This is a genomic window from Sphingomonas sp. BK036 (assembly GCF_004216825.1).
In the GTDB taxonomy this organism is placed as follows: domain Bacteria; phylum Pseudomonadota; class Alphaproteobacteria; order Sphingomonadales; family Sphingomonadaceae; genus Sphingomonas.
In genome coordinates this window covers 164,050-187,180 of record NZ_SGXR01000004.1, presented here as the reverse complement: position 1 = coordinate 187,180, position 23,131 = coordinate 164,050, and the positions used below count along the sequence as shown (strand labels likewise).

Genomic DNA, 23,131 nt, shown 5'->3' with positions numbered 1-23,131 from the left:
TGGGCTCCAACACGAAGGAGCTTCCATGGTCGTCTGCGTTTGCAATGCCATACGAGAATCCGATGTCCGCAGCTGTGCGCGCGGCGGGTGCACCACGCCGTGCCAGGCGTTCCGCTCGCTCGGTCGCCAGCCCAAATGCGGCCAGTGCACATCGGTAGCGCGTGCGATTATCAACGAGGAACGCGCTGCTGCGTAGCGCTCGCAAGCGCTGAAACCCGCAGAAATCCTCGAGTTTTCGGGGTTGCCGTGATCCAGGTTAGCCCGCTACATACTGCGCAGAGGTGACGGAGATATGGCCATGCGCGGCGACCCCCAAGTAATCGACTATCTGAACGAGGCGCTCAAGAACGAGCTGACCGCGGTCAACCAATATTGGCTCCATTACCGGATGCTCGAGCATTGGGGCGTCTACAAACTCGCCCAATATGAGCGGATGGAATCGATCGACGAGATGAAGCATGCCGACTGGTTGTCGGAGCGCATCCTGTTTCTCGACGGCCTGCCAAACTTTCAGCTGCTCGGCCGGCTGCGCATCGGCGAGACCGTCGAGGAAGTCCTGAAGTCGGATCTCGCGCTCGAGGTCGAGGCGACCGTCCAGCTCAAGGGTGCGATCTCTTACTGCGAAGAGGTCAAGGATTACATCAGCCGCGACCTGTTCGCGCGCATCCTCGCCAGCGAGGAAGAGCATGTCGACACGCTCGAGCGCCAGTTCGAGATGATCGCGCGGATGGGCATCCACAACTACATCCAGCTGAACTCGATCTCCGAGCATGATTCGCCCAAGGCTGGCGCGGCACCGTATCTGAAGGGGTAATCGCCAGGCGATGCCCTCCCGGGTATCGCCGGACCCTAACGGGCTGCATCCTCCGCCAGCCGGGGGGAGATGCAGCCCGTCCCGATCCTAGTCTTCGCCGAAGCCCGTCGGCACGGCGCGACGGCCGAAGCCACCCGCCGCGGGCTTGCGCGCGATGATCGGGTTGGCCTCACGCTCGAGCAACGTCAGAGTCTGGTCGAACAGCGGCCGCAAATTGACGATATGCTCCAGCGCCTCTTCGGGGGTATCCTGCATTTCAAGACAGTCGCGCGCGATCGTCTCGATCGCCTCGGCAAGATCAGCCAGCGGCTCGGCACCAAACTGCCGCGCTTCGCCCTTGAGCGTATGCGCCGGGATCACCATCGCCGCCGCGTTGAGCGACCGCATCGCCGCCTCGATCAACGCGACCGACTTCACGCCGTCCTCGCGGAAATAGCCGAGGATCCGGACAAACCCCGCACCCAGCTCAGCCCGCGCCTGCGAGAATGCCGGCCAGTCGACCAAGGTGCTTCCTTCGAACGACACTGTCGCCTTCTCCCGTTAAGCAATAGCGCCACGAAACTCAGAACCGCATCCTATCCGGTTCGTGTAAATACAATGTTGTCATACTACCGACAAGTTACGACAAACATCCGGTAAAAATCGTCCAAAATGATCTCTAGCGTGGCATTCGACGCCTTGGCGACTGCCGCCAGCTCGGCCGGAGCCTGGGGGTCGTCCGCGAGCACCTCGACGCTGCGCGCACCGTCACGCAACGCGCGCGACAGTCGCACGGCCGGCCAAGGGCAGCGCATCCCCCGGGCGTCGATGCGGACCACCCCGGACACTAGCGCCTAGCTGCCGCCGCCGCCCTTGCCGTTGTCGTCATAGGGGTTCTTCGGCGCGCGGAACATGAGACGAACCGGGACCGCGCCGAAGCCGAGGTCCTTGCGCATCGAATTGACCAGATAGCGCTCATAGCTCGCCGGCAGCTGATCGACGCGCGTGCCGAAGATCACGAAGCTCGGCGGACGAGTCTTGACCTGCGTGACGTAGCGCATCTTGATCCGCTTGCCGCCCGGGGCCGGCGGCGGGGTCGCCTCGATCGCACGCTCGAACCAGCGGTTGAGTTCGCCGGTGCCGACGCGCTTCGACCAAGCATCGCGCGTATCGAAACAGGCTTGCAGCAATTGGTCGATGCCCTTGCCGGTCGCGCCCGACACCGTCATCACGGTGACGCCCTTGACCTGGCTCAGGCCGTCCTCAAGCGCGCGCTTGACGCCGTTGAACAGCGACGACGCGCTCTCGGCGATATCCCATTTGTTGAGTGCGATGACGAGCGCGCGGCCCTCCTGCAGCACCTTGTCGGCGATGCGCAGATCCTGCGCCTCGAGCCCGAGCGTGGCATCGAGCAGCAGCACGACGACCTCGGCGAAGTCGACCGCGTGGAGCGCGTCCTCGACCGACATCTTCTCGAGCTTGTCCTGCACCTTGGCACGCTTGCGCATGCCCGCGGTGTCGATCAGCCGCACCTTGCGCGCTTCGCCGCCGGTCGGGTGCCAGTCGTAGTCAACGCTGATCGAATCGCGCGTAATGCCAGCCTCGGGGCCGGTGATCATGCGGTCCTCGCCGAGGATGCGATTGACGAGCGTCGACTTGCCCGCATTCGGGCGGCCGACGATCGCGAGCTTCAGCGGCCCCTCATATTCGTTGTCAGGTTGTTCCTCGGGAACCTCTTCCTTGTCTTCGAGCAGCGGGAGCAGGCCTTCGAACAGGTCGCCCAGGCCTTCGCCGTGCTCGGCCGACAGCTGGACGGGATCGCCGAAGCCGAGTGCGAGCGACTCGAGGATGCCGTCTTCACCCGCGCGACCCTCGGCCTTGTTCGCGACGAGGATGACGGGGACGTCGGCGGTGCGGAGCCAGCGCGCAATCTCTTCGTCGAGCGGCACGATCCCGGCGCGTGCGTCGAACAGGAACAGCGCGACATCGGCCTGCTCGACCGCGGCCTCGGTCTGCTGGCGCATGCGGCCGGGCAGCGTCTGCGCGTCATGGTCTTCGTAACCGGCGGTGTCGATGATGCGGAATTCGAGCCCGATCAGCGACGCATCGCCCTCGCGCCGATCACGCGTGACGCCAGGCCGGTCGTCGACCAGCGCGAGCTTCTTGCCGACGAGGCGGTTGAACAGGGTCGACTTGCCGACATTTGGGCGGCCGACGATCGCGACCACGGGGAGTTTGGACATGTCAGGCCCTTAGCGCGTGTCGCGGCAAAGGTCACCTAGTCCCTCTCCGCTTATGGGAGAGCGAGGGGGATGTCGGGCAAGGAGACGTTGCAGCGGGCGATGCGTGCCTCATTCCCCTCACCCTTCCCACCCGGCTTTGCCGTGCGGGCCCCTTCCCTCTCCCCGGTGGGGAGAGGGCATTTGGGTCAGCGGTACGCGGTGACCTTCCCCTTCTGGTCGAGCGTATAGAGCGTCGAGTTGGCGACGATCGGCGGCAGCGAGAACGGCGTCTTCGTCTCGATCGTCGAGCTGACCGTGCCATCGGTCGGTGAGACGAAGTTGATCTCACCACGCGAGTTGGTCAGGACGAGGCGGTTGCCGGCCAGGATCGGGCCGAACCAGGTGATCGCGTTGCTGCGCTTCTTCTCGTTCTGGAACCGCTTCAGCTGCGCGATCCAACGGGCCTTGCCGTTCGAGCGCGACAGACAGACCAGGCGGGCATCGTCGGTGACGACGAACAGCCATTCGCCCGCAATCCACGGGGTCGAGATCCCGGCGAAATTCTGCTCCCAAAGACGCTGCCCGGTCGACAGTTCGAGCGCGACCATGCGGCCACCCTGCCCGACCGCGTAGACGCGGCCGCCATCGATCACCGGTGCGGCATCGATGTCCGACAGGCTGGAAACCGAGGTGGTCACCGACGTGCGCGACAGTGCGTCCTGCCACAGGATACGGCCATTCTCGTAGCGATAGGCGCTGAGCTCGCCGCTCGAGAAGCCCGCCACGACGGTGCCCTGGCTGACCGCGGGTGCCGCGACGCCGAACACGCCCTGCGTTTCGAGAGTCCCCGACTGAACCCACTGGACCTTGCCGTCGGTCTGGTTGAGCGAGAAGACCTGGTTGTCCTGCGTCAGGACATAGACCGCGCCATTGGCGACCGTCGGCGATCCACGCAGCGGCGCACCGGGCTTGGCGCGCCACAGGATCGCGCCGTCGGCGGCGTTCATCGCAACGACGTCGCCGACGCCATCGGTCGCATAGAGCTTGCCGTCGTCATAGCTGACGCCGCCACCGAACCGAGCGGCCTTGTTGAGCTTGCCCTCGGTGATTCCCGCGCTCCACAGCGCCGCGCCGGTGTCGGCGGCAAAAGCGTGGATGGTCGCGGTGACGTCGGTCACGAACAGCTTGTTGTCGGCAACCACCGGTGCGGCGCCGAGACGCTCGCGGTTGGAGCCGCCGTCGATCGACGCCTGCCATGCGCGCTTGGGCTGGTCGCCGAGCGCGAGCTGACCCATCGACTTGGCGGGGTTGCCGCCGGGCTGTGCCCAGGCGTCGTTGACCGCGGGGGCCGGCAACAGGACCTGGACGTCGGCGATCGTCTTGTCGGCCTCGACCTCATTCTCCGAGACCAGGATCGAGACGCGGTCGCCGACCGTCGGCGTCTTTTTCACGCCGCCCTTGAAGATCCCACAACCGCTGAGCGCCATCAGCGCGGCGACGGCGACCGTCACCCGATATGTCTTCATCATTGCGCCTTGGTATCCTCGTTTGATGCGACCGGGGTCGGTGTCCCGGCGGTAGGCCCGGTACTGGCAACAGCGTCCACGCCCAGTACGCCCGCCATCTGAACGGCACGTTGACGAATCGTCTCCGGCACGCCGGTATCGCGCGCGATCTGGCCGAACAGCGTGCCCGCCTGCTGACGCTGGTTCATGCGAAGATAGGAGATCGCGACCATCTCGCCTGCGCTGCCGAGCCACGGACCGCCGGGGACCGCAAGCGGACGGAGGCGCTCGACGATGACTTGCGGCTTCAGAGTATCGAACTCGGCCGACGTCTGGCGGACGAGCGCGAGATCGCGGAACGGCTTGGCGAGCGAGCTGTCCGCCGCGATCGCACCGAGCTTGGCGGCGGCGCCCTTCAGATCGTCCTTCTGGAGAAGGATGTCGGCTTGCGTGAACATCGCGAGCGCGCGGTAGCCGTCGCGGTTCGACTTCGCGAGCTCGGCGAGCGGCTTGGACGCGGCAGCGGCGTTGTTCGCGCCGAGCGAGTCGTAGGCAGCCTGGAGCTGTTCACCCTCAACGCCAGCGGCCTCGCCATTGTGATGCTGCCAATACAGGAAGCCGGCAAGTGCGGCGAGCGCGGCGACGACGCCGATCGCGACCCAGATACCCCAGTTCGTCCAGAATCCGGCGAGTTTGTCGCGACGGAGTTCTTCGTCGACCTCGCGCAGGAATGCTTCATCGGTTTTCGGCGGGAGGGCCAAGGACAGCTCCGGAATATTGGGGGATGGACGGCGCGGACCTTAGCCGCGCCGGGACCGAAACGGAAGCGGATCAATCCTTGGGGGCGTAGACCTGCTCAGGCCCCGGAAATGCGCGGGTGCGGACGTCCTCGGCATAGGTCTGCGCCGCCGACGCGATCGTGTCGGCGATATCGGCAAAGCGCTTCACGAACTTGGCGGTACGCTCGAACATCCCGAGCATGTCTTCGGCAACGAGCACCTGCCCGTCGCACTGCGCCGACGCACCGATGCCAATCGTCGGGCAGGCGATCGTGGTGGTGATCTCGATCGCGATCGGCTCGACCACGCCCTCGATCACCAGCGCGAAGGCGCCGGCTTCGGCGATGCTCTGCGCGTCGGCGACGATCTTGGCCGCTTCCTCGGGCGTGCGACCACGCGCGCCGTAGCCGCCGAGCACGTTCACCGCCTGCGGGGTGAGACCGACATGCCCCATCACCGGAATTCCGCGCTCGGTGAGGAACTTGACGGTCGGCGCCATCGCGGTGCCGCCCTCGAGCTTTACCGCCGCCGCGCCGGTCTGTTTCAGCAGCCACGCCGCGCTCTCGAACGCCTTTTCGGGCGACGCCTCGTAGCTGCCGAACGGCATGTCGATGACGACCACCGCGTGATAGCTGCCGCGCACCACCGCCGCGCCGTGCGCGGCCATCATCTCGAGCGTGACGGGGACGGTCGACGGCAGGCCGTAGACCACCTGGCCCAGGCTGTCGCCGACGAGCAGCATGTCGCAGTGCGGATCGAGCAGCTGCGCGGTCCGCACGGTGTAGGCGGTGAGCATGACGAGCGGCGTCTTGCCCTTCTGCCGTCGGATCGCGGGGATCGTCAGGCGCTTGAGAGGCGCCGGCGTCGGGTTCGCGCGACTCGTCGCGGTGTCGAGGGTGTAGGTCGTGGACATGCGACCGCTAGTAGCGCCAGTGCCGCGTCTCGCCCAGCCTAACCCGGTTCAGTCTAACGCGGATCAAACCGCCCAGCCCTTTTGCCGGGCGTGGCCAACGAGCCACAGCGTAAAGGCGGCGATACCGATGATCACGATCGGGAAGACGAGCGTCTCGCTGGCGCCCTTGTGCGCGACGATGTCGGTCGAGGCGAACAGCCAGCCGAACTGCACGATCATCGCGACCAGCGATGCGATCAAAAAAGGGCGGGCGCTGGCACGGCGCAAGAACAACAGGACCGCGCCGATCAGGCCGGTCAGGACCACAACCGCGAACAGCGGATCATACCAGCCCGGCAGCGCGGCGTAGAGCGCACGGTCGTAGCTGGTCGCATGGCCCATCGCGTCGGCACCGAGCCGGACCGGCTGGAGGCACATGAAGCAGCCGATAAGACCCCAGGCGACGAGGACGCCGGTGGTCAACCGAAACCACAAGGGCCCCTGTCGTACGAAGAACATGCGGCCACCCCTGCTGTCCCGGCGTGTTTGCCTTGGATCAGCAGACTGCGCTTCGCAGCGGGTGCGCGCAAGGGGATGGCTTGGGAGGCATCTTGCGGCCTTCGCGCGACGCGAACCGGAGAGACATCGGGAGCTTCCGACTGCGATGCCTCTCCGGGCCGTATCCTGCTTTATAGACCGTCAAACCTGAATACGTCGTGACGATCAGAATGATCGCGAGACGGTCAGGCCATAGGTCCGCGGATCACCCGGCTGGCCGACGACGAGCCCGGTGCTGCCGGACTGGAGCGCGAGCACCTCGTAATAATGCTCGTCGAACGCGTTGCGCAGCCAGCCGAACACGTTCCAGCTGTCCTTCGCCTTGAACCCGAGGCGGAAGTTGCTGAGCGCATAGCCGTTGATATCGGTATAGGCCGAGCGCGACGGATTGGACGAGAAGGTCGACCGGTAGCTGCCGTCATAGCCGAGATAGACCTGCCCCTCTAGCCCGGCGATCCGCGCGGGGAGATCATATTCTGCGCCATAGGAAAACGCCCATTTCGACACGCCGGGCAGGCGCTGCCCGGAAATGTCGCAGTTCTGCGGGCTGATCCCGCCGGCAGTACCGGGCGCGCTGGGCGTCTGGCTGGCGGTCGCGGTGGTGCCGCCGGACAGCTCTGGCGGGCATGGCGCGTCGATGAACTTGACGTATTTCGCATCGGTATAGGCGCCGTTGGCATAGACGGTGAAGCGCGACGACGGGCGGAAGGCCGAATCGAATTCGAGCCCGCGCGTCCGGACCTTGCCGGCATTGGCGAGATAGCCGCGCAACACGCCGAGCTGGCCGTTGGTGACGGTCGCCTGGTAATCACTGATCTCGGTCCAGAACGCCGCGAGATTGAGCGTGATGCGACGGTCGGCGAGCTGCGTCTTCAGGCCCAGCTCGTAATGATTGACCGTTTCGGGCTTCACGGTCGCCGCGGACAGGATCGGGTTACTGGCGCCGTCGAGCGGTAGGCCCGACAGGTTGATCCCGCCCGATTTGTAGTTGCGCGCATAGGTCGCATAGGCGTGGACGTCGGAGGTCACCGTGTAGGCCGCGGTGACATCGCCCGACAGGTTCCAGTTGTCGAAATCGGGCTGATAGCTCTGCGGCGCCAGCACGCCGCGCTGATCCGCGGTCAGCGCAGTGCCGGTCCCGTTGGTGACGACCGAGACGTAATCGCCCTTCTTCTTGTCGTAGTTCAACCGCAGCCCCGGCACGATCTGGAGCCGGTCGCTGACGTTCCAAGTCAGCTTGCCGAACAGCGCGGCGCTCGTGTTGGTGAAGCCGATCGTGTTGCGCGCGGTCAGCCCGTTCAACGTCGCCGGATTACGCCCGCCCGCGCTGGTCGGGTTGAGCAGGAACGCGCTCGCGGCCGACCCCTGGACCTGCAGGCCCTGCGTATCGATCGTCTGGTAGAAATAAAACGCGCCGAGCACGTAATCGAGCGTGTGCTTCCCGTTCGAGGCGATCCGCAGCTCCTGGCTATACTGGCTCTGCTGCGACGGATTGGCGGACACGGTGGTGATCGGCAGCCCGGTAAAGTCGCGATCGTTCGAGGGATCCCAATGCCAGAACCGGAACGCGCTGACCGACGTGATCGTCGACGCGCCGATATCCCAATTGGCGAGCAGCGACAGGCCGCCCAACTCCTGCTTGGCCTGAAGCGGGGTGTCGACGTCGGTCACGCGGTCGAACGCGTTGGTCGACGGGACGACATAGCCCTGTGCGGCGGCGAGTGCGGCATATTGCCGGTTGGTCGGCCGCTGCGTCGCGCCCGTGCGGACGTAATATTGGACGCAGCAATCGGGATTCTGGCGGCTGTAATCGGCGTACAACGTCAGATCGAGATTGGGGGCCGCCTGCCACAGCATTGAGCCCCGGAAACCGAGATTGTCCTGGCTGTTGAGATGCTCGCCGGTGCGGACGTTGTAGATCGTCCCGCGCCGAGTCGTGATCGACGTCGACAGCCGGATCGCGACCTTGTCGTCGACCAGCGGGCCCGACACCGACGCCTTACCCTGAAAGAAATCATAATTGCCCCCGGTCAGTTCGATCCGCGCCTCGGGGGTGAAGCTGGGTTTGCGCGTGGTGATGTTGATCGCGCCCGCGGTGGTGTTCTTGCCGTACAGCGTTCCCTGGGGGCCGCGCAACACTTCGATCCGCTCGGTATCGGTGAAGTCGAACGTCGCTGAGGCGATGCGGCTGTAATAGACCTGGTCGACATAGATGCCGACGCCCTGCTCGATCCCGTCATTGGTCAGGCCGAACGGCGCGCCGAGCCCGCGGATGTTCGCGGCCGAGTTGCGCGGATTGGTGGAATAGAATTGCAGCGTCGGCTGAAGCTGCGTGAGCCGGCTGACATTGTACGCCCCCGTCTCCGCGAGCGCGGTGCCGCCGATCACCGACATCGCGATCGGCACCGTCTGGATCGTTTCGGCGCGACGGCGCGCGGTGACGACGACATCGCCCCCACCCTGCTGCTGGTTGCCGAGCCGCCCGCGCGCCTGCTCGTCGACAGGGGCTTGCTGCGCAGTAGGCGGAGTAGCGGGCGATGGAACGGTGGCGGCCTGACCGGCCAACAGCAGCGCGAGCGTAAGCGACATCGAGTATTTCCCCTGAACCCTGGCGCGTAATGTCCAGTAATTCAGGGGGGATTCAATGTGGCGTTGTCTTGGGTCCGGCAAAGCCGGACTTCTCGGCTTCGTCGACTCGAACGCCGGCTGCCTTGACCGGTGGTCCGTCATCCCCGCGGAGGCGGGGATCCAAAGACGCAAAGGTCAGCCATTATGAGTTCCCGCCTCCGCGGGAATAACGATTGCGAGCAATCGTCTACGCCCCCTCTCCCGCCGGGAGAGGGAAATCAGACCAGGCGGCTCTGCTTGACTGCAGCCTCGATGAAGCTGGCGAACAGCGGGTGCGGATCGAACGGTTTCGACTTCAGCTCCGGGTGGAACTGGACGCCGACGAACCAGGGATGATCGGGACGCTCGACGATCTCGGGCAGCGTGCCGTCGGGCGACATGCCCGAGAAGACGAGGCCGCCCTGTTCGAGCGCTTCCTTGTACCCGGTGTTCACTTCGTAGCGGTGACGATGACGCTCCGAAATATCGGTCCCGCCATAGATCGACGCGACGACGCTGTTGCCGTCGAGCGTCGCGTCATACGCACCGAGTCGCATCGTGCCGCCCATGTCGCCCTCGGCCGCGCGTGTTTCGAGGCCTTCGCGGCCCATCCACTCGGTGATCATGCCGACCACCGGCTGCTCGGTCGGGCCGAACTCGGTCGACGAGGCATCGGCGACGCCGCCGAGATGACGCGCGCCCTCGACGCACGCCATCTGCATCCCGAAGCAGATCCCGAAATACGGAATTTTCCGCTCGCGCGCGAACTTGACCGATGCGATCTTGCCCTCTGCGCCACGCTCGCCGAACGCGCCCGGCACGAGGATCGCGTCGCACGGCTCAAGCTGGCCGGCGATGTCGCTTTCGGCATTCTCGAACAGCTCGGCGTCGATCCAGCGCACGTTGACCTTCACGCGGTTGGCGATGCCACCATGCACCAGCGCCTCGTTGAGCGACTTGTACGCGTCCTGCAGGCCGACATATTTGCCGACCACGCCGATCGTGACCTCGCCCTGCGGATTGGTGAGCCGGTCCATGATCTCGGTCCAGCGCGACAGATCGGGCGCCTCGGCGGGTTCAATCCCGAACGCGCGCAGCACTTCAATGTCGAGGCCTTCGCCGTGATACTGGAGTGGAACCGCATAGATGCTCTTAGCGTCGAGCGCGGGGATGACCGCGCTGGCGGGCACGTTGCAGAACAGCGCGATCTTGGCGCGCTCCGACGGCGGCAGCGGGTGCTCGCAACGGCAGACCAGCACGTCTGGCTGGACGCCGAGTGCTGCGAGCTCGCGGACCGAATGCTGGGTCGGCTTGGTCTTCAGCTCGCCAGCGGCGGCGATGTAGGGGACCAGGGTCACGTGGATGCTGATCGCCTTGCCGCGACCTTCCTCGTTCTTCAGCTGGCGAATCGCCTCGATGAACGGCAGCGATTCGATATCGCCGACGGTGCCGCCGATCTCGCACAGCACGAAATCGAGATCGTCGGTCTCGGCGCGCGCGAACGCCTTGATCGCGTCGGTGACGTGCGGGATGACCTGCACGGTCGCGCCGAGATAGTCGCCGCGGCGCTCGCGGGCGATGATCTGCTGATAGATGCGCCCCGAGGTGACGTTGTCCGACTGACGCGACGGAACGCCGGTGAAGCGCTCGTAATGGCCGAGATCGAGATCCGTCTCCGCGCCGTCGTCAGTGACGTAGACCTCGCCATGCTGATAGGGCGACATCGTGCCGGGATCGACGTTCAGATACGGATCGAACTTCCGGATCCTGACGCTGTAGCCGCGTGCCTGGAGGAGAGCGGCAAGCGATGCCGCCATGAGACCTTTACCGAGCGACGAAACCACGCCCCCGGTGATGAAAATGTACCGAGCCATGGGAAGAGTCTCGTAGCGTGTGTTGGGGACGAACGACAAGAGCCCCGCGGTTCACGCAGGGGCTAATTATCGGCGAATGGAGTGTTTATCGGGCGAGTGGGACCGCGCCGTTGTCGGCAGGTGCCGTTGCCGCCGCCGGAGCGCCGGCGTTTTCTGCGCCACCGGCGAACGGTGCCGCATCACCCTTGGGCTGTGCGGTCGGGACGGTCGTCGCGGCCGCTGCCGGGGTACGGGCGAGCGAGGTGTCGATCGTCGTGGTGCGGTGATTCGCTGCGAGGACGGCGAGCAGGATCGAGAACAGCACGAACATCGTTGCAAGAACGCCGGTCGCGCGGGTCAGGAAATCGGCGGCACCGCGGGCCGACATAAGGCCGGACGGGCTGCCGCCCATGCCCAGACCGCCGCCTTCCGACCGCTGCATGAGGATCACCGTGACGAGGGCGGCCGCGATGATCGCGTGGATGACGAGCAGGAAGGCGAACATTGCGCGGAAAACCCCGGAACTTTTGCGAAGGCGCGCACATAGTCGAGGCTGCGGCTACGATCAACCGCAACCCGGACACCGCATATCGCATGCGCCCCTCAAAACTACGGAAACAAGCCGCGCAGGCGGGCGTTATGAACCCGTAATGACGCTCATGACTGGGTATCGTGCATATAAATTCAGATGGCGGATCAACGCTGTGGCATCAATGGCAGCCAATACCTTATCGACCTGGATGACCGCTCTGGTGGATTATGTCCGCTCGGGCGAACCCGATCTGACCAATCGTCAGATGGCCCTGCTTCTGCTCGTCTACCTCAAACCGGGGCCACATACTGTGCGCGGGCTGGCCCGTGCGCTCAATGTATCGAAGCCGGTCGTCACGCGCGCCTTGAACAGATTGGGTGCCCTCGGCTATCTGCGCCGGCAACGCGACGACAGCGACAAGCGCAATATCTTCGTCGCGCGCACGACCGAAGGGGCAGATTTTCTTGAAGAGTTCGGGCAATTCATCGGCGACGGCCCCGCCCCAGCCGGCGCAAACGGCCACACCGCCGCTCACGCTTGAGCCGTTCGACGACAAGGCCCGTGCCAGCTTCGCGCTGACGGGCCGTTCGGTCCAGCTCGACCCGCGCACGCACGCGGTTCGCCGCGATATCGCCGACATTCGCCTCGCCGAATACGTATTCGCTCCACACTATGCTGTGCCGATGATACGGCCCGTCGCGCGCACAGCTTTGTTGCGCAGCGGACGAGATGAAGCGAGCGATACGATGGTCGACCTCAATCCCGGCGACAGTTTCGAAGTGTTAGAGATTGCTGGCGTTTCCGCCTGGGGCGTCGCACGTCCCAGCGGCCTTGTCGGTTATGTCGAGGCCGAAGCGCTCGATCTGGCGCCGGACGCCTCCGCATGACCAGCGTCTTCATCGATGGCGCGGTCGGCACCACCGGTCTCGAAATCCGCGAACGGCTCGCCGGGCGCGATGACATTTCGATCGCGCTGCTCGCCGAAGACCTGCGCAAGGATCCCGCCGCTCGGCGCGAAGCGCTGAACGATGCCGACTTCGTCATCCTCTGCCTGCCCGACGACGCCGCGCGCGAAGCGGTCGCGCTGATCGACAATCCCCGCACCCGCGTGATCGACGCCTCCAGCGCGCACCGTGTCGCGGCAGGCTGGACCTACGGCTTTCCCGAGCTGCCGGGCCAGGCCGAGATCGTCGCGACCGCGATGCGCGTCGCAAACCCCGGCTGCTATCCGACCGGCTTCCTCGCGCTCGTCGCGCCACTCGTTGCCGCCAAGCTCCTTCCCGCCGACCTGCCGCTCAGCGTCAATGCGACGTCGGGCTATTCCGGCGGCGGCAAGGCGATGATCGCCGAGTTCGAAGCTGGCAGCACGGCGACGGTGTTCCGCGCCTACGCGCTGGGCCTTGCGCACAAGCATATTGCCGAGATGACCCAGCATGCAGGCCTCGTCCACGCGCCGATCTTCGCGCCGGCGGTGGCCAACGCCTATCGCGGCATGGTCGTCGAAGTACCGCTGCATCTTCACGCGCTGCCCGGCCGCCCAAGTCTGGCAGCGATCGAGGACGCCTTGCGCGCAGCGTTCGACGGCTCGACGCTCGTCTCGGTCGCGGCTGGCGATATCGGCGCGATCGATATCGAGGAGAATGCCGGCACCGACCGTCTGACACTGCGGGTGTGCGGCAACGACGCCGTCGGCCATGCACGGCTGGTCGCCACGCTGGACAATCTGGGCAAGGGCGCCGGCGGCGCTGCGGTCCAGAACCTCAACATCATGGCCGGGGTCGATCCCGTAGCCGGCCTCGTTTTCTAAGACCGGCGTCAAAACCGTCTAGTTCCAGGAGCTTTCATGCACCGTAACCCCGTAGCCAAGCTGCTCCTGTTCGGCGCGACCGGCGATCTCGCACAGCGCATGCTGCTGCCGTCGCTTTATGGCCTGCACGCCGACGGTTTGCTGCCCTACGAACTGACGATCACGGGCGCGGCGCGTCACGACTATGACGACACGCAGTATCGGGCGTTCGCCAAGAAGGCGCTCGACGAGTTCCTGTCGGACGATCGCAAGGACGAGGCCGCGATCGGATCGTTTCTCGACCGGATCCATTACCAGCCGACCGACCTGTCCGATCCGGCGAGCTTCCAGCCGCTCGCGGACAAGATCGGCGACATTTCGGGCGGCCTGGCCATCTACCTGTCGACTGCGCCGTCGCTGTTCGAGTCCGCGATCGAGGGGCTTGGCAAGGTCGGCCTCGCTGGCGAGACCGTACGCGTCGGCCTCGAAAAGCCGCTCGGGTACGATCTGGCAACCAGCCGCGAGATCAACGACGCGGTCGCGAAGGCCTTCCCCGAGGACCGGACCTATCGGATCGATCATTATCTCGGCAAGGAAACCGTCCAGAACATCCTCGCGCTGCGCTTCGGCAACTCGTTCTTCGAGCCCGTCTGGAATGCGCAGGGGATCGACAACGTCCAGATCACGATCTCCGAGACGGTCGGGCTCGAGGAGCGTGCGGGCTATTACGAGACGGCGGGTGCGCTGCGTGACATGGTCGCGAACCACATGCTCCAGCTGCTCGCGCTGATCGCGATGGAGCCGCCTGCGCGGTTCGAAGGCACCGACGTTCGCGACGAGAAGTCGAAGGTGTTCCGCTCGTTGCGAATGATCAAGCCAGAGGAGGCGCCGCATGTCACGGTGACCGGCCAATATGGCGAAGGCGCGGTGAATGGGAAGATCGTCAAGAGCTATTCCGACGAACTCGGCAAGCCCTCGACGACCGAGACGTTCGTCGCGATCAAGGCGCATGTCGACAATTGGCGCTGGCAGGGCGTGCCGTTCTACCTGCGCACCGGCAAGCGCATGGCGACTCGCCAGAGCGAGATCGCGATCCAGTTCAAGGCCGTGCCGCATTCGATGTTCGCGGGCCGTGGCGGGCTGTTGCAGCCCAACATGCTGATCATCCGCCTTCAGCCGGAGGAGTATGTCCAGTTGCTCGTGATGGCGAAGGAGCCGGGGCTCGACCGCGAAGGCGTCCGCCTGCGCGAGGTGCCGCTGAACCTCAGCCTCGATGCCGAGTTTGCCGGCTCGCGGCGCCGCATCGCCTATGAACGCCTGCTGCTTGACCTTATCGAGGGCGACCAGACGTTGTTCGTGCGCCGCGACGAGGTCGAGGCGCAGTGGACCTGGATCGATGCGATCCGCGAGGGGTGGAAGGCGAACGCGATGAAGCCCAAAAGCTATGCATCGGGTAGCTGGGGGCCCTCCGCCGCGATCGCGCTCACCGAGCGCGACGGGGTGACCTGGCAGGACGACTGAGTTTGTTTCTTTCCGTTCGTCCCGAGTAGCCTTCGAGCGAAGTCGAGAAGGCGTATCGAGGGATAGGCCCGATTGTGGCATTGTACCTCGATACGGGCTCTCGGCTTCGCTCGATCCCTACTCGGCACGAACGGCATTTTTGACAGCAATTTTCTGAGTGAGTTTGAGCATATGACCGAGATCGAATGGTGGGATTACGAGGACGCGGACGAGCTCGCCAACGCCGTCGCGGGTGACATCCAGTTCGTCATCGAGAGCGCGCTCGACGCGCGCGGCTCGGCGGTGATCGCGCTGGCCGGCGGCAAGACGCCGATGGCCGCGTATGAAAAGCTCGCCCAGGCCAAGCTCGACTGGAAGAAGGTCACGATCATCCCTGGCGACGAGCGTATCGTGAAGCTCGGCGATCCGCTGTCGAACGTCACCGCACTGGCGAAGATCTTCCTGCCCAAGGGCGCGCGCGTGAAGCCGATCGTCCCCGAGGCGATGTCCGATTACAAGGCGGCGGGCCGTTCGGCAGATGCGCTGATGCAGGACCTGCACTGGCCGCTCGACTTCTGCCTGCTCGGCATGGGCGGCGACGGGCATACCGCGTCGATCTTCCCCGGCCCCGATTATGACGAGGCGCTGAGCGGTCCCAAGGAACGCCGCGCGCTCGGCGTGATGCCCGATCCGCTGCCGCCCGAGGCGCCGCTGGCGCGCGTGACGCTGTCGGCGGCGGCGATTGCCTCGTCGAAGGCGCTGATGATCATGATCACCGGCGACGAGAAGAAGAAGGTCCTCGAACAGGCGATCGAGCAGGGTCCATCCTCGTCCTACCCGATCGGCCGCGTGCTGGCCGAGGTCGAGCTGCCCGTAGACGTCCACTGGGCCGCCTGACCATGCTGAACGCCGTCGTCGCCGCGGTCACCGACCGGATCATGGACCGCTCGCGCGACAGCCGCGCCGCGTATCTCGCGCTGATCGAGCGCGAGGCGGCCTCGCAGGTCCGGCGTCCGGGTCTCGGCTGCGCGAACCTCGCGCACGCCTATGCCGGGACCGAGGAGGATCGCGATGCGATGAAGGCCGATGCCGGCATGAACATCGGCATCGTGACGGCGTATAACGACATGCTGTCGGCGCACGCGGTCTATTACCGCTACCCCGAGCTGATGAAGGTCTGGGCACGCGAGGCCGGTGCCACCGCGCAGGTCGCGGGCGGCGTGCCGGCGATGTGCGACGGCGTGACGCAAGGGTATCCGGGGATGGAGCTGTCGCTGTTCAGCCGCGACACGATCGCGCTGAGCACCGCGATCGCGCTGAGCCACGGCACCTTCGAGGGCGCGGCGCTGCTCGGTATCTGCGACAAGATCGTGCCGGGGCTGCTGATGGGCGCGCTGCGCTTCGGCCATCTGCCGATGGTGCTGATCCCGGGTGGGCCGATGCCGACGGGCCTGCCCAACAAGGCGAAGGCCGCGGTGCGCGAGAAGTTCGCCGAGGGTCTCGTCGGCCGTGAGGAACTGCTCGAGGCCGAGATCGGCGCCTATCATTCGAAGGGCACCTGCACCTTCTACGGCACCGCCAACACCAACCAGATGATGATGGAGGTCATGGGCCTCCACATGCCGGGTGCGGCGTTCGTCAATCCGGGCACGAAACTACGACAGGAACTCACACGCGCAGCCGTCCACCGACTCGCGAAGATCGGCGCGCGCGGCGACGATTACCGGCCGCTCGGCCACTGCGTCGACGAGAAGGCGATCGTCAATGCGGCCGTCGGCCTGCTCGCGACCGGCGGGTCGACCAACCACCTGCTCCACGTCCCCGCGATCGCGCGCGCGGCGGGGATCATCATCGACTGGGAGGATTTCGACCGCCTGTCCGCTGCGGTGCCGCTGATCGCGCGCGTCTATCCCAACGGCTCGGCCGACGTGAACGCGTTCGAGGCGGCGGGCGGGATGCCCTATGTGATTCGCGAACTACTGAGCGAAGGCCTGCTCCACTGCGACATCATGACGATCGGCGGGCAGGATCTGTCGGCCTATGCGAAGACCTCGGTCGTCGAGGACGGCACGCTTGAATGGCGCGACACCCCCGACAGCGGCGACGAGACGATCCTCCGTCCCGCGACTGCGCCCTTCTCCGCCGATGGTGGGATGCGGATCCTCGCGGGCAATATCGGCCGCGCGTGCATCAAGGTCTCCGCGGTCGAGCGTGAGCGCTGGATCGTCGAGGCGCCCGCGATGGTGTTCGACGACCAGCTCGACGTCATCGAAGCGTTCAAGCGCGGCGAGTTGGAGAAGGACGTCGTGGTTGTCGTCCGTTTCCAGGGGCCGCGCGCGAACGGCATGCCCGAGTTGCACAAGCTGACCCCGCCGCTCGGCGTGCTGCAGAACCGCGGGTTCAAGGTGGCGCTCGTCACCGATGGCCGGATGTCGGGTGCGAGCGGCAAGGTGCCGTGCGCGATCCATTGCTCGCCCGAGGCGCTGCTCGACGGCGCAATCGGCCTGATCCGCGACGGCGACATGATTCGCGTCGATGCGGTGAACGGCACGCTGGAGGCACTGGTCGACGCGGACGTCTGGGCAACGCGCGAGATGGTCGCGACACCGCCGCCGGTCAGCGGCATGGGCCGCGAACTGTTCGGGATGTTTCGTGGGCTCGCCGACGAAGCCGAGAAGGGCGCGTCGGCGATGCTGGCAGGCGCCGGGCTTTAATAAATCCGTTCGTCCCGAGTAGGGATCGAGCGAAGCCGAGAGCCCGTATCGACGGACACCCCCCGCGGCCTGTCCGTCGATATGCCATCTCGACAAGCTCGATGGCTACTCGGGACGAACGGCAAGAATCAGGAGAGACGAGATGGAAATCGTAGCGGCAGATATCGGCGGAACGCACGCGCGGTTCGCGATCGCCGAGGTCGAGAATGGCCGCGTCGTCGCGCTCGGCGAGCCGGCGACGATGAAGACCGCGGATCACGCGTCGCTGCAGACCGCCTACCAGGCGTTCGAGGCAGGCCTTGGTCGCCCCCTGCCCCGCGCGCTGGCAATCGCGGTCGCCTCGCCCGTGGCGAACGACGTCATCCGCCTCACCAACAACCCGTGGATCATCCGCAAGTCGCTGATCACCGAGCGGCTGAAGGCAGACCAGTGGGTGGTCGTCAACGATTTCGGCGCGGTCGGCCACGCGGTCGCGCAGGTGCCGAGCAGCGACTTCATCCACCTTTGCGGCCCCGACACGCCGCTGCCATCCGAGGGCATCACGACGATCTGCGGTCCCGGTACCGGGCTCGGCGTCGCGCAACTGCTGCGGCGCAAGACCGGCTATCAGGTCCTCGAAACCGAGGGCGGCCACATGGATTTCGCGCCGCTCGACGGCATCGAGGATGCGTTGCTCAAGCGCCTGCGCAAGACGTTCACACGCGTCTCGGCTGAACGCGTCGTCGCCGGCCCCGGAATCGTCGCGATCTACGAGACGCTCGCCGCGCTCGAAGGTCGCGCGGTCCCCAGCCATGACGACAAGACGATCTGGACCGAGGCGATCGACGGCACCGATTCGATCGCGCTCGCCGCGCTCGACCGCTTCTGCCTCGCACTCGGCGCGGTCTCTGGCGACCTCGCGCTCGCGCAGGGCGCAAAAGCGGTCGTGATCGCCGGCGGGCTGGGCTTCCGGATCAAGGATCGCCTGATTCGCTCGGGCTTCGACCAGCGCTTCGTCGCCAAGGGTCGCTTCCAGGGCATGATGGCGGCAATGCCCGTCAAGCTCATCACTCATCCCCAGCCCGGCCTGTTCGGCGCCGCGGCCGCCTTCGCACAGGAACACACCCAATGACCGTGACTATCGCAGACATCATGCAGACGAGCGCCGTCATCCCGGTGCTGGTGATCGAGGATGCAGCGCTCGCGCGCCCGCTCGCCGAGGCGCTCGTCGCCGGCGGTCTGCGCGTGCTCGAGGTGACGTTGCGCACCGGTGCGGCGCTCGAGGCGATCGCCGAGATGAAGAAGGTGCCGGGCGCGATCGTCGGTGCCGGCACCGTCGTCAACACGCAGCAATTCGCGCAGGTCCGCGATGCAGGCGCCGAGTTCATCGTCTCGCCGGGGCTGACTGAACGGCTCGCGATGCCGATCATCGAGAGCGGGATCCCGTTCCTGCCGGGGATCGCCAATGCGGCGGACATCATGACCGGGCTCGACCTTGGTCTGACTCACTTCAAATTCTTCCCGGCTGAAGCGAATGGCGGGTTGAAGGCGCTGAAGGCTCTGGCCGCGCCGTTCTATCAGTGCAGCTTCTGCCCGACCGGCGGCATCACCGAGGCGAGCGCGCCTGAGTGGCTCGCGTTCAAGCCGGTGCTCTGCGTTGGTGGTAGCTGGGTGACCGGCGGCACGATGGCGGAGATCGAGATCAAGGCGCGCGCTGCAAACGCACTCCGGGGGTAAATCCTCCCCGGCACGGGGAGGGGGACCGCGACGCGCAGCGGCGGGGTGGAGGGGGGAGCGCCACGAGCGTACCGCCTGCCGTAGTCGCCAATGCTGGTACGCTCGCGGTGAGCCCCCTCCACCATCCTGCGGATGGTCCCCCTCCCCGTTCCGGGGAGGATCACATCTCGCCGCGGGCTTTGCGGATGGCGTACCATTTCTTCACGTTGGCGTTGTGCTCGGCCAGCGTGTCCGCGAACACATGGCCGCCAGTGCCATCCGCGACGAAATACAGCGCCTGGGTCTGCGCCGGGTCGAGCACCGCATCGATCGACGCACGGCCGGGGTTGGCGATCGGCCCGACCGGCAGCCCGGCGCTCGCATAGGTGTTGTAGCCGTTCTTGGCGTGCAGCTCCGACCGCAGGATGCGGCGGCCGAGCGGACGGCCCTTGGTGATCGGATAGATCACCGTCGGATCGGCCTGGAGCGGCATGCCGTTGCGCAGGCGATTGCCATAGACCGCGGCGACGGTGCCGCGCTCGGACGGCTTGCCGGTTTCCTTCTCGACGATCGAGGCGAGGATGATCGCCTGTTCGGGGGTCGTCACGGCAATGCCCGGTTTGCGTGCGGCCCATGCCTTGGCGAGGTAGGTCTTCATCGCCGACTGCATGCGCGTGACGACCGACGCGCGCGTATCGCCCGCCTGGAACGCATAGCTGTCGGGCAGGATCGAACCTTCCGCGGGGACCGGCACGTCACCGGTGAGGCCGTCCGCCTTCATCAGCGCATCGTGGACGAGGACCGAGGGATAGCCCTCGGGAACCGCCACCAGCCGCTGGACGACCTTGCCGCCCTGCATCAGCTTGAGGATGTCGGACTGGCTTGCGTGCGGCGCAATGCGGTATTCGCCGGCCTTGATCGGGTCGCCTGATCCGAACACGCGCGCATACAGGCGGAAGCGCCGGGCCGAGGGTATCGCACCGGCCTTTTCGAGTTCGGTGGCAGCACCGGCGAGCGTGCTGCCTTCGCCGATCTGCACGGTCAGCGTGCGGGAGGCCGGGCCGGCGCCGCCCCAGCCTTGCACGACCAGGAACAGCGCTACTACCGCTGCGAGGCCTAAGACGAGTCCGAAACAGCCGACCTTGCGCACTATAGTTCCCCGGCGGAGGCCGGGGCCCAGTTGGGCAGGCCCTCCGATAAATCGCACCACTTACCCAACTGGACCCCGGCGTTCGCCGGGGAACAGGATTACTAAACCTTCGTCATCACCAACGACGCATTCGTACCACCGAAGCCGAACGAGTTGTTCAGCACCGCGCGGACTTCGCGCTTCTTGGCGACGTGCGGGACGAGGTCGACACCCACACAGCTGTCGCTCGGATTGTCGAGATTCAGCGTCGGCGGGACGATCTGGTCGCGCAGCGCGAGGATGCAGAAGATGCTCTCGACCGCACCGGCACCGCCGAGCAGATGCCCGATCGCCGACTTGGTCGACGACATCGACAGACCCGCGATCGCATCGCCGAACAGACGACGCACCGCGCCGAGCTCGAGCTCGTCACCCAGAGGCGTCGAGGTGCCGTGCGCGTTGATGTAATCGATGTCCTCGAGCTTCAGGCCCGACTTCTTGATTGCCATCTGCATCGAGCGGAACGCGCCGTCGCCTTCAGGATGCGGCGCGGTGACGTGATACGCGTCGCCCGACAGACCATAGCCGATGACTTCGGCATACATCTTCGCGCCGCGTGCCTTGGCGTGTTCATATTCCTCGAGGACCAGCACGCCGGCGCCCTCGCCCATCACGAAGCCGTCGCGGTCCTTGTCGTACGGACGCGAGGCCTTTTCGGGCGAATCGTTGAAGTTGGTCGACAGCGCACGTGCCTGCGCGAACCCGGCGATGCCGAGCGGGCAGACGGTGCCCTCCGCGCCGCCCGCGAGCATCACGTCGGCGTCGTCCATCGCGATCATCCGCGCGGCGTCGCCGATCGCATGCGCACCGGTCGAGCAGGCGGTGACGACCGCATGATTCGGGCCGCGCAGGCCGTATTTAATCGAGACCTGACCGGAAATCAGGTTGATCAGCCGACCATGCACGAAGTGCGGCGACACCCGGCGCGGGCCCTTGGTGTGCAGAACGATCGATTCGCTCTCGATGCCCGGCAGGCCACCGATGCCCGAGCCGATCGAGACGCCGGCACGCCAGCTCTCTTCGAGCGTCATCTCGGTCAGCCCGGCGTCTTCCAGAGCCTGGCCAGCCGCGTCGATGCCGTAAATGATGAACGGATCGACCTGGCGCTGGACCTTGTGATCCACCCGCTTGCCGGGATCGAAGCCATACTCATGGTCGGCCGGTTTCACCTCACAGGCGATGCGGCATACCTGATCGGACGCGTCGAAGCGCGTGATCGGGCCCGCACCCGACTTGCCGGCGAGGATATTCGCCCAAGCCGTTTCAACATCGGCCCCCAGGGGGGTGACCAGGCCTAGCCCGGTTACGACGACACGCCGCATGACCTCAAACTCCGTCTGCTCTCAAAACGAAACGGCTCCCCGCCCTCTTTGCCCAAGGACGGGGAGCCGTTCAAATCATACCCATCGGGGCAGGTCCAAGGTGATGGACCTTAAACCCTGATCAGGCCTTGTGCTCGTCGATATACGTGATCGCATCCTTGACGGTCGCAATCTTCTCAGCGGCATCATCGGGGATCTCGACGCCGAATTCTTCCTCGAACGCCATGACGAGTTCGACGATGTCGAGGCTGTCTGCGCCCAGGTCGTCGATGAAGCTCGCGTCCTCGGTCACCTTGTCGGCTTCGACGCCGAGATGCTCGACGACGATTTTCTTCACGCGGTCAGCGGTCTCGCTCATGGTAGTTCCCTCTTCAAATCTGGGGGTTTTCGGTATTTCCTGAACGCACCTAGAACGCGGCAGTTCAGCGCGCAAGTTCAGATCATCGCCATCCCGCCGTTCACGTGCACGGTTTGTCCCGTGACGTAGCCGGCTTCGCGGCTTGCGAGATACACGACGGCGGCGCCGATGTCTGCGCCTTCACCGAGGCGACCCGCCGGAATCTTCGTCGTCAGCGCGGTCTTCTGCGCCTCGGGCAGCGCGTCGGTCATCGGCGAGGTGATGAAACCGGGCGCGACGCAATTGACGGTGATGCCGCGGCTGGCGAGTTCCTGCGCCATCGATTTCGACATACCGATCAGCCCCGCCTTCGACGCGGCATAGTTCGCCTGCCCCGGATTGCCGGTGACGCCGACGATCGACGTGACCGAGATCATGCGGCCGAAGCGCGCCTTCATCATCGGCTTGGCGGCGGCGCGCATGAGGCGGAACGCGGCTTCGAGATTGACGCGAATGACGCTGTCCCACTCCTCGTCCTTCATCCGCATCGCGAGATTGTCGCGCGTGACGCCGGCATTGTTGACGAGGATGTCGATCTTCCCGAGCGCCTCGACCGCCTGCGGCACGAGTGCATCGACCGCGGCGCCATCGGACAGGTTGCATGGCAGTGCGACGTGATCGCCACCAAGGCTGGCGCGAAACGCCTCCAGTTTATCGGCGTTGGACCCGGATACCGCCAGCCGCGCGCCTTGCGCTGCGAGCGCCTTGGCGATCTCGGACCCGATCCCGCCCGATGCGCCGGTGACGAGGGCAGTCATGCCTGTGAGGTCGAACATTCTAATCTCCA

The 23,131-nt window shown here is 65.7% G+C and carries 24 protein-coding genes; 10 read left to right on the top strand and 14 right to left on the bottom strand.

Going from position 1 to position 23,131, the window contains the following annotated elements; genetic code table 11:
* Positions 1-25 precede the first annotated feature (25 nt).
* Complete coding sequence (locus EV283_RS19410; RefSeq protein ID WP_037527780.1) at positions 26-196, top strand: (2Fe-2S)-binding protein; 171 nt, start codon at positions 26-28, stop codon at positions 194-196.
* A gap of 102 nt (positions 197-298) precedes the next feature.
* Positions 299-814 carry a bacterioferritin gene (gene bfr, locus EV283_RS07900; RefSeq protein WP_055879504.1) on the top strand — a complete coding sequence of 172 codons (516 nt, stop codon included), beginning with the start codon at positions 299-301 and terminating at the stop codon, positions 812-814.
* 87 nt (positions 815-901) lie between these two features.
* On the opposite strand, the gene EV283_RS07895 is transcribed toward bfr, so the two are convergent.
* The 10 genes from EV283_RS07895 to secG all read right to left on the bottom strand — a co-directional run bounded on the left by EV283_RS07895 (position 902) and on the right by secG (position 11,714).
* Positions 902-1,339, bottom strand: coding sequence for an Hpt domain-containing protein (locus EV283_RS07895; RefSeq protein ID WP_056420116.1), 438 nt, complete (start codon positions 1,337-1,339; stop codon positions 902-904).
* Positions 1,340-1,422: 83 nt separating this feature from the next.
* Positions 1,423-1,632, bottom strand: a complete 210-nt coding sequence (locus EV283_RS07890; protein ID WP_278044198.1) for a sulfurtransferase TusA family protein — start codon at positions 1,630-1,632, stop codon at positions 1,423-1,425.
* A gap of 15 nt (positions 1,633-1,647) precedes the next feature.
* The gene (gene der, locus EV283_RS07885) at positions 1,648-3,036 is read right to left on the bottom strand and encodes a ribosome biogenesis GTPase Der (protein WP_130324254.1); all 1,389 of its coding nucleotides are present in this window, start codon (positions 3,034-3,036) and stop codon (positions 1,648-1,650) included.
* 185 nt (positions 3,037-3,221) lie between these two features.
* Complete coding sequence (locus EV283_RS07880) at positions 3,222-4,544, bottom strand: PQQ-binding-like beta-propeller repeat protein (RefSeq protein WP_056420119.1); 1,323 nt, start codon at positions 4,542-4,544, stop codon at positions 3,222-3,224.
* Entirely contained in the window at positions 4,541-5,281 is a 741-nt protein-coding gene (locus tag EV283_RS07875) for a tetratricopeptide repeat protein (protein WP_130324252.1), read from the bottom strand. The genes EV283_RS07880 and EV283_RS07875 overlap by 4 nt, the downstream gene beginning before the upstream one ends.
* A 70-nt stretch (positions 5,282-5,351) precedes the next feature.
* The gene (panB, locus tag EV283_RS07870) at positions 5,352-6,212 is read right to left on the bottom strand and encodes a 3-methyl-2-oxobutanoate hydroxymethyltransferase (protein ID WP_055879481.1); all 861 of its coding nucleotides are present in this window, start codon (positions 6,210-6,212) and stop codon (positions 5,352-5,354) included.
* A gap of 63 nt (positions 6,213-6,275) precedes the next feature.
* Positions 6,276-6,710, bottom strand: coding sequence for a hypothetical protein (locus tag EV283_RS07865; RefSeq protein ID WP_242615859.1), 435 nt, complete (start codon positions 6,708-6,710; stop codon positions 6,276-6,278).
* A 204-nt stretch (positions 6,711-6,914) separates the two neighbouring features.
* On the bottom strand, positions 6,915-9,338 hold the full coding sequence (locus EV283_RS07860; RefSeq protein WP_130324250.1) for a TonB-dependent receptor: 2,424 nt from the start codon (positions 9,336-9,338) through the stop codon (positions 6,915-6,917).
* Positions 9,339-9,595: 257 nt separating this feature from the next.
* The gene (locus EV283_RS07855) at positions 9,596-11,230 is read right to left on the bottom strand and encodes a CTP synthase (RefSeq protein ID WP_130324248.1); all 1,635 of its coding nucleotides are present in this window, start codon (positions 11,228-11,230) and stop codon (positions 9,596-9,598) included.
* 85 nt (positions 11,231-11,315) lie between these two features.
* Entirely contained in the window at positions 11,316-11,714 is a 399-nt protein-coding gene (gene secG / locus EV283_RS07850) for a preprotein translocase subunit SecG (RefSeq protein ID WP_056420137.1), read from the bottom strand.
* Positions 11,715-11,949: 235 nt separating this feature from the next.
* Between secG and EV283_RS07845 the strand changes: the two genes are divergently transcribed.
* The 8 genes from EV283_RS07845 to eda all read left to right on the top strand — a co-directional run bounded on the left by EV283_RS07845 (position 11,950) and on the right by eda (position 19,457).
* The gene (locus EV283_RS07845; protein ID WP_055880475.1) at positions 11,950-12,282 is read left to right on the top strand and encodes a MarR family transcriptional regulator; all 333 of its coding nucleotides are present in this window, start codon (positions 11,950-11,952) and stop codon (positions 12,280-12,282) included.
* Positions 12,206-12,628: an SH3 domain-containing protein gene (locus EV283_RS07840; protein ID WP_242615858.1), complete on the top strand. Its 423-nt coding sequence runs from the start codon at positions 12,206-12,208 to the stop codon at positions 12,626-12,628. The genes EV283_RS07845 and EV283_RS07840 overlap by 77 nt, the downstream gene beginning before the upstream one ends.
* On the top strand, positions 12,625-13,548 hold the full coding sequence (gene argC, locus EV283_RS07835; protein ID WP_130324246.1) for an N-acetyl-gamma-glutamyl-phosphate reductase: 924 nt from the start codon (positions 12,625-12,627) through the stop codon (positions 13,546-13,548). The genes EV283_RS07840 and argC overlap by 4 nt, the downstream gene beginning before the upstream one ends.
* A gap of 36 nt (positions 13,549-13,584) precedes the next feature.
* A complete protein-coding gene (gene zwf, locus EV283_RS07830) occupies positions 13,585-15,048 on the top strand; it encodes a glucose-6-phosphate dehydrogenase (protein WP_130324244.1) in 1,464 nt (487 codons plus the stop codon).
* 171 nt (positions 15,049-15,219) lie between these two features.
* Positions 15,220-15,924, top strand: coding sequence for a 6-phosphogluconolactonase (gene pgl / locus EV283_RS07825; protein WP_107957192.1), 705 nt, complete (start codon positions 15,220-15,222; stop codon positions 15,922-15,924).
* A 2-nt stretch (positions 15,925-15,926) separates the two neighbouring features.
* On the top strand, positions 15,927-17,741 hold the full coding sequence (edd, locus tag EV283_RS07820; protein WP_130324242.1) for a phosphogluconate dehydratase: 1,815 nt from the start codon (positions 15,927-15,929) through the stop codon (positions 17,739-17,741).
* Positions 17,742-17,883: 142 nt separating this feature from the next.
* A complete protein-coding gene (glk, locus tag EV283_RS07815; RefSeq protein ID WP_130324240.1) occupies positions 17,884-18,852 on the top strand; it encodes a glucokinase in 969 nt (322 codons plus the stop codon).
* Entirely contained in the window at positions 18,849-19,457 is a 609-nt protein-coding gene (gene eda / locus EV283_RS07810) for a bifunctional 4-hydroxy-2-oxoglutarate aldolase/2-dehydro-3-deoxy-phosphogluconate aldolase (RefSeq protein WP_130324238.1), read from the top strand. The genes glk and eda overlap by 4 nt, the downstream gene beginning before the upstream one ends.
* A gap of 160 nt (positions 19,458-19,617) precedes the next feature.
* Here eda and mltG read toward each other — a convergent pair whose 3' ends face one another.
* The 4 genes from mltG to fabG all read right to left on the bottom strand — a co-directional run bounded on the left by mltG (position 19,618) and on the right by fabG (position 23,120).
* Positions 19,618-20,586 (bottom strand): endolytic transglycosylase MltG, encoded by a 969-nt coding sequence (gene mltG / locus EV283_RS07805; protein ID WP_130324236.1) that lies wholly within the window; start codon positions 20,584-20,586, stop codon positions 19,618-19,620.
* Between the two features lie 101 nt (positions 20,587-20,687).
* Positions 20,688-21,947 carry a beta-ketoacyl-ACP synthase II gene (gene fabF, locus EV283_RS07800; RefSeq protein ID WP_130324234.1) on the bottom strand — a complete coding sequence of 420 codons (1,260 nt, stop codon included), beginning with the start codon at positions 21,945-21,947 and terminating at the stop codon, positions 20,688-20,690.
* A gap of 121 nt (positions 21,948-22,068) precedes the next feature.
* Complete coding sequence (locus tag EV283_RS07795; RefSeq protein ID WP_031393971.1) at positions 22,069-22,305, bottom strand: acyl carrier protein; 237 nt, start codon at positions 22,303-22,305, stop codon at positions 22,069-22,071.
* Positions 22,306-22,382: 77 nt separating this feature from the next.
* Complete coding sequence (gene fabG, locus EV283_RS07790) at positions 22,383-23,120, bottom strand: 3-oxoacyl-[acyl-carrier-protein] reductase (RefSeq protein ID WP_130324232.1); 738 nt, start codon at positions 23,118-23,120, stop codon at positions 22,383-22,385.
* Between the last annotated feature and the right edge of the window lie 11 nt (positions 23,121-23,131).

Coding starts and splice junctions, on each gene's coding strand:
- EV283_RS07860 (WP_130324250.1), bottom strand. CDS start 9,338: ATGTCGCTTACGCTCGCGCTGCTGTTGGCCGGTCAGGCCGCCACCGTT.
- fabF (WP_130324234.1), bottom strand. CDS start 21,947: ATGCGGCGTGTCGTCGTAACCGGGCTAGGCCTGGTCACCCCCCTGGGG.
- EV283_RS07855 (WP_130324248.1), bottom strand. CDS start 11,230: ATGGCTCGGTACATTTTCATCACCGGGGGCGTGGTTTCGTCGCTCGGT.
- fabG (WP_130324232.1), bottom strand. CDS start 23,120: ATGTTCGACCTCACAGGCATGACTGCCCTCGTCACCGGCGCATCGGGC.
- edd (WP_130324242.1), top strand. CDS start 15,927: ATGCTGAACGCCGTCGTCGCCGCGGTCACCGACCGGATCATGGACCGC.
- panB (WP_055879481.1), bottom strand. CDS start 6,212: ATGTCCACGACCTACACCCTCGACACCGCGACGAGTCGCGCGAACCCG.
- EV283_RS07795 (WP_031393971.1), bottom strand. CDS start 22,305: ATGAGCGAGACCGCTGACCGCGTGAAGAAAATCGTCGTCGAGCATCTC.
- bfr (WP_055879504.1), top strand. CDS start 299: ATGCGCGGCGACCCCCAAGTAATCGACTATCTGAACGAGGCGCTCAAG.
- eda (WP_130324238.1), top strand. CDS start 18,849: ATGACCGTGACTATCGCAGACATCATGCAGACGAGCGCCGTCATCCCG.
- EV283_RS07865 (WP_242615859.1), bottom strand. CDS start 6,710: ATGTTCTTCGTACGACAGGGGCCCTTGTGGTTTCGGTTGACCACCGGC.
- glk (WP_130324240.1), top strand. CDS start 17,884: ATGGAAATCGTAGCGGCAGATATCGGCGGAACGCACGCGCGGTTCGCG.
- pgl (WP_107957192.1), top strand. CDS start 15,220: ATGACCGAGATCGAATGGTGGGATTACGAGGACGCGGACGAGCTCGCC.
- EV283_RS07880 (WP_056420119.1), bottom strand. CDS start 4,544: ATGATGAAGACATATCGGGTGACGGTCGCCGTCGCCGCGCTGATGGCG.
- EV283_RS07845 (WP_055880475.1), top strand. CDS start 11,950: ATGACCGCTCTGGTGGATTATGTCCGCTCGGGCGAACCCGATCTGACC.
- secG (WP_056420137.1), bottom strand. CDS start 11,714: ATGTTCGCCTTCCTGCTCGTCATCCACGCGATCATCGCGGCCGCCCTC.
- der (WP_130324254.1), bottom strand. CDS start 3,036: ATGTCCAAACTCCCCGTGGTCGCGATCGTCGGCCGCCCAAATGTCGGC.
- EV283_RS19410 (WP_037527780.1), top strand. CDS start 26: ATGGTCGTCTGCGTTTGCAATGCCATACGAGAATCCGATGTCCGCAGC.
- argC (WP_130324246.1), top strand. CDS start 12,625: ATGACCAGCGTCTTCATCGATGGCGCGGTCGGCACCACCGGTCTCGAA.
- zwf (WP_130324244.1), top strand. CDS start 13,585: ATGCACCGTAACCCCGTAGCCAAGCTGCTCCTGTTCGGCGCGACCGGC.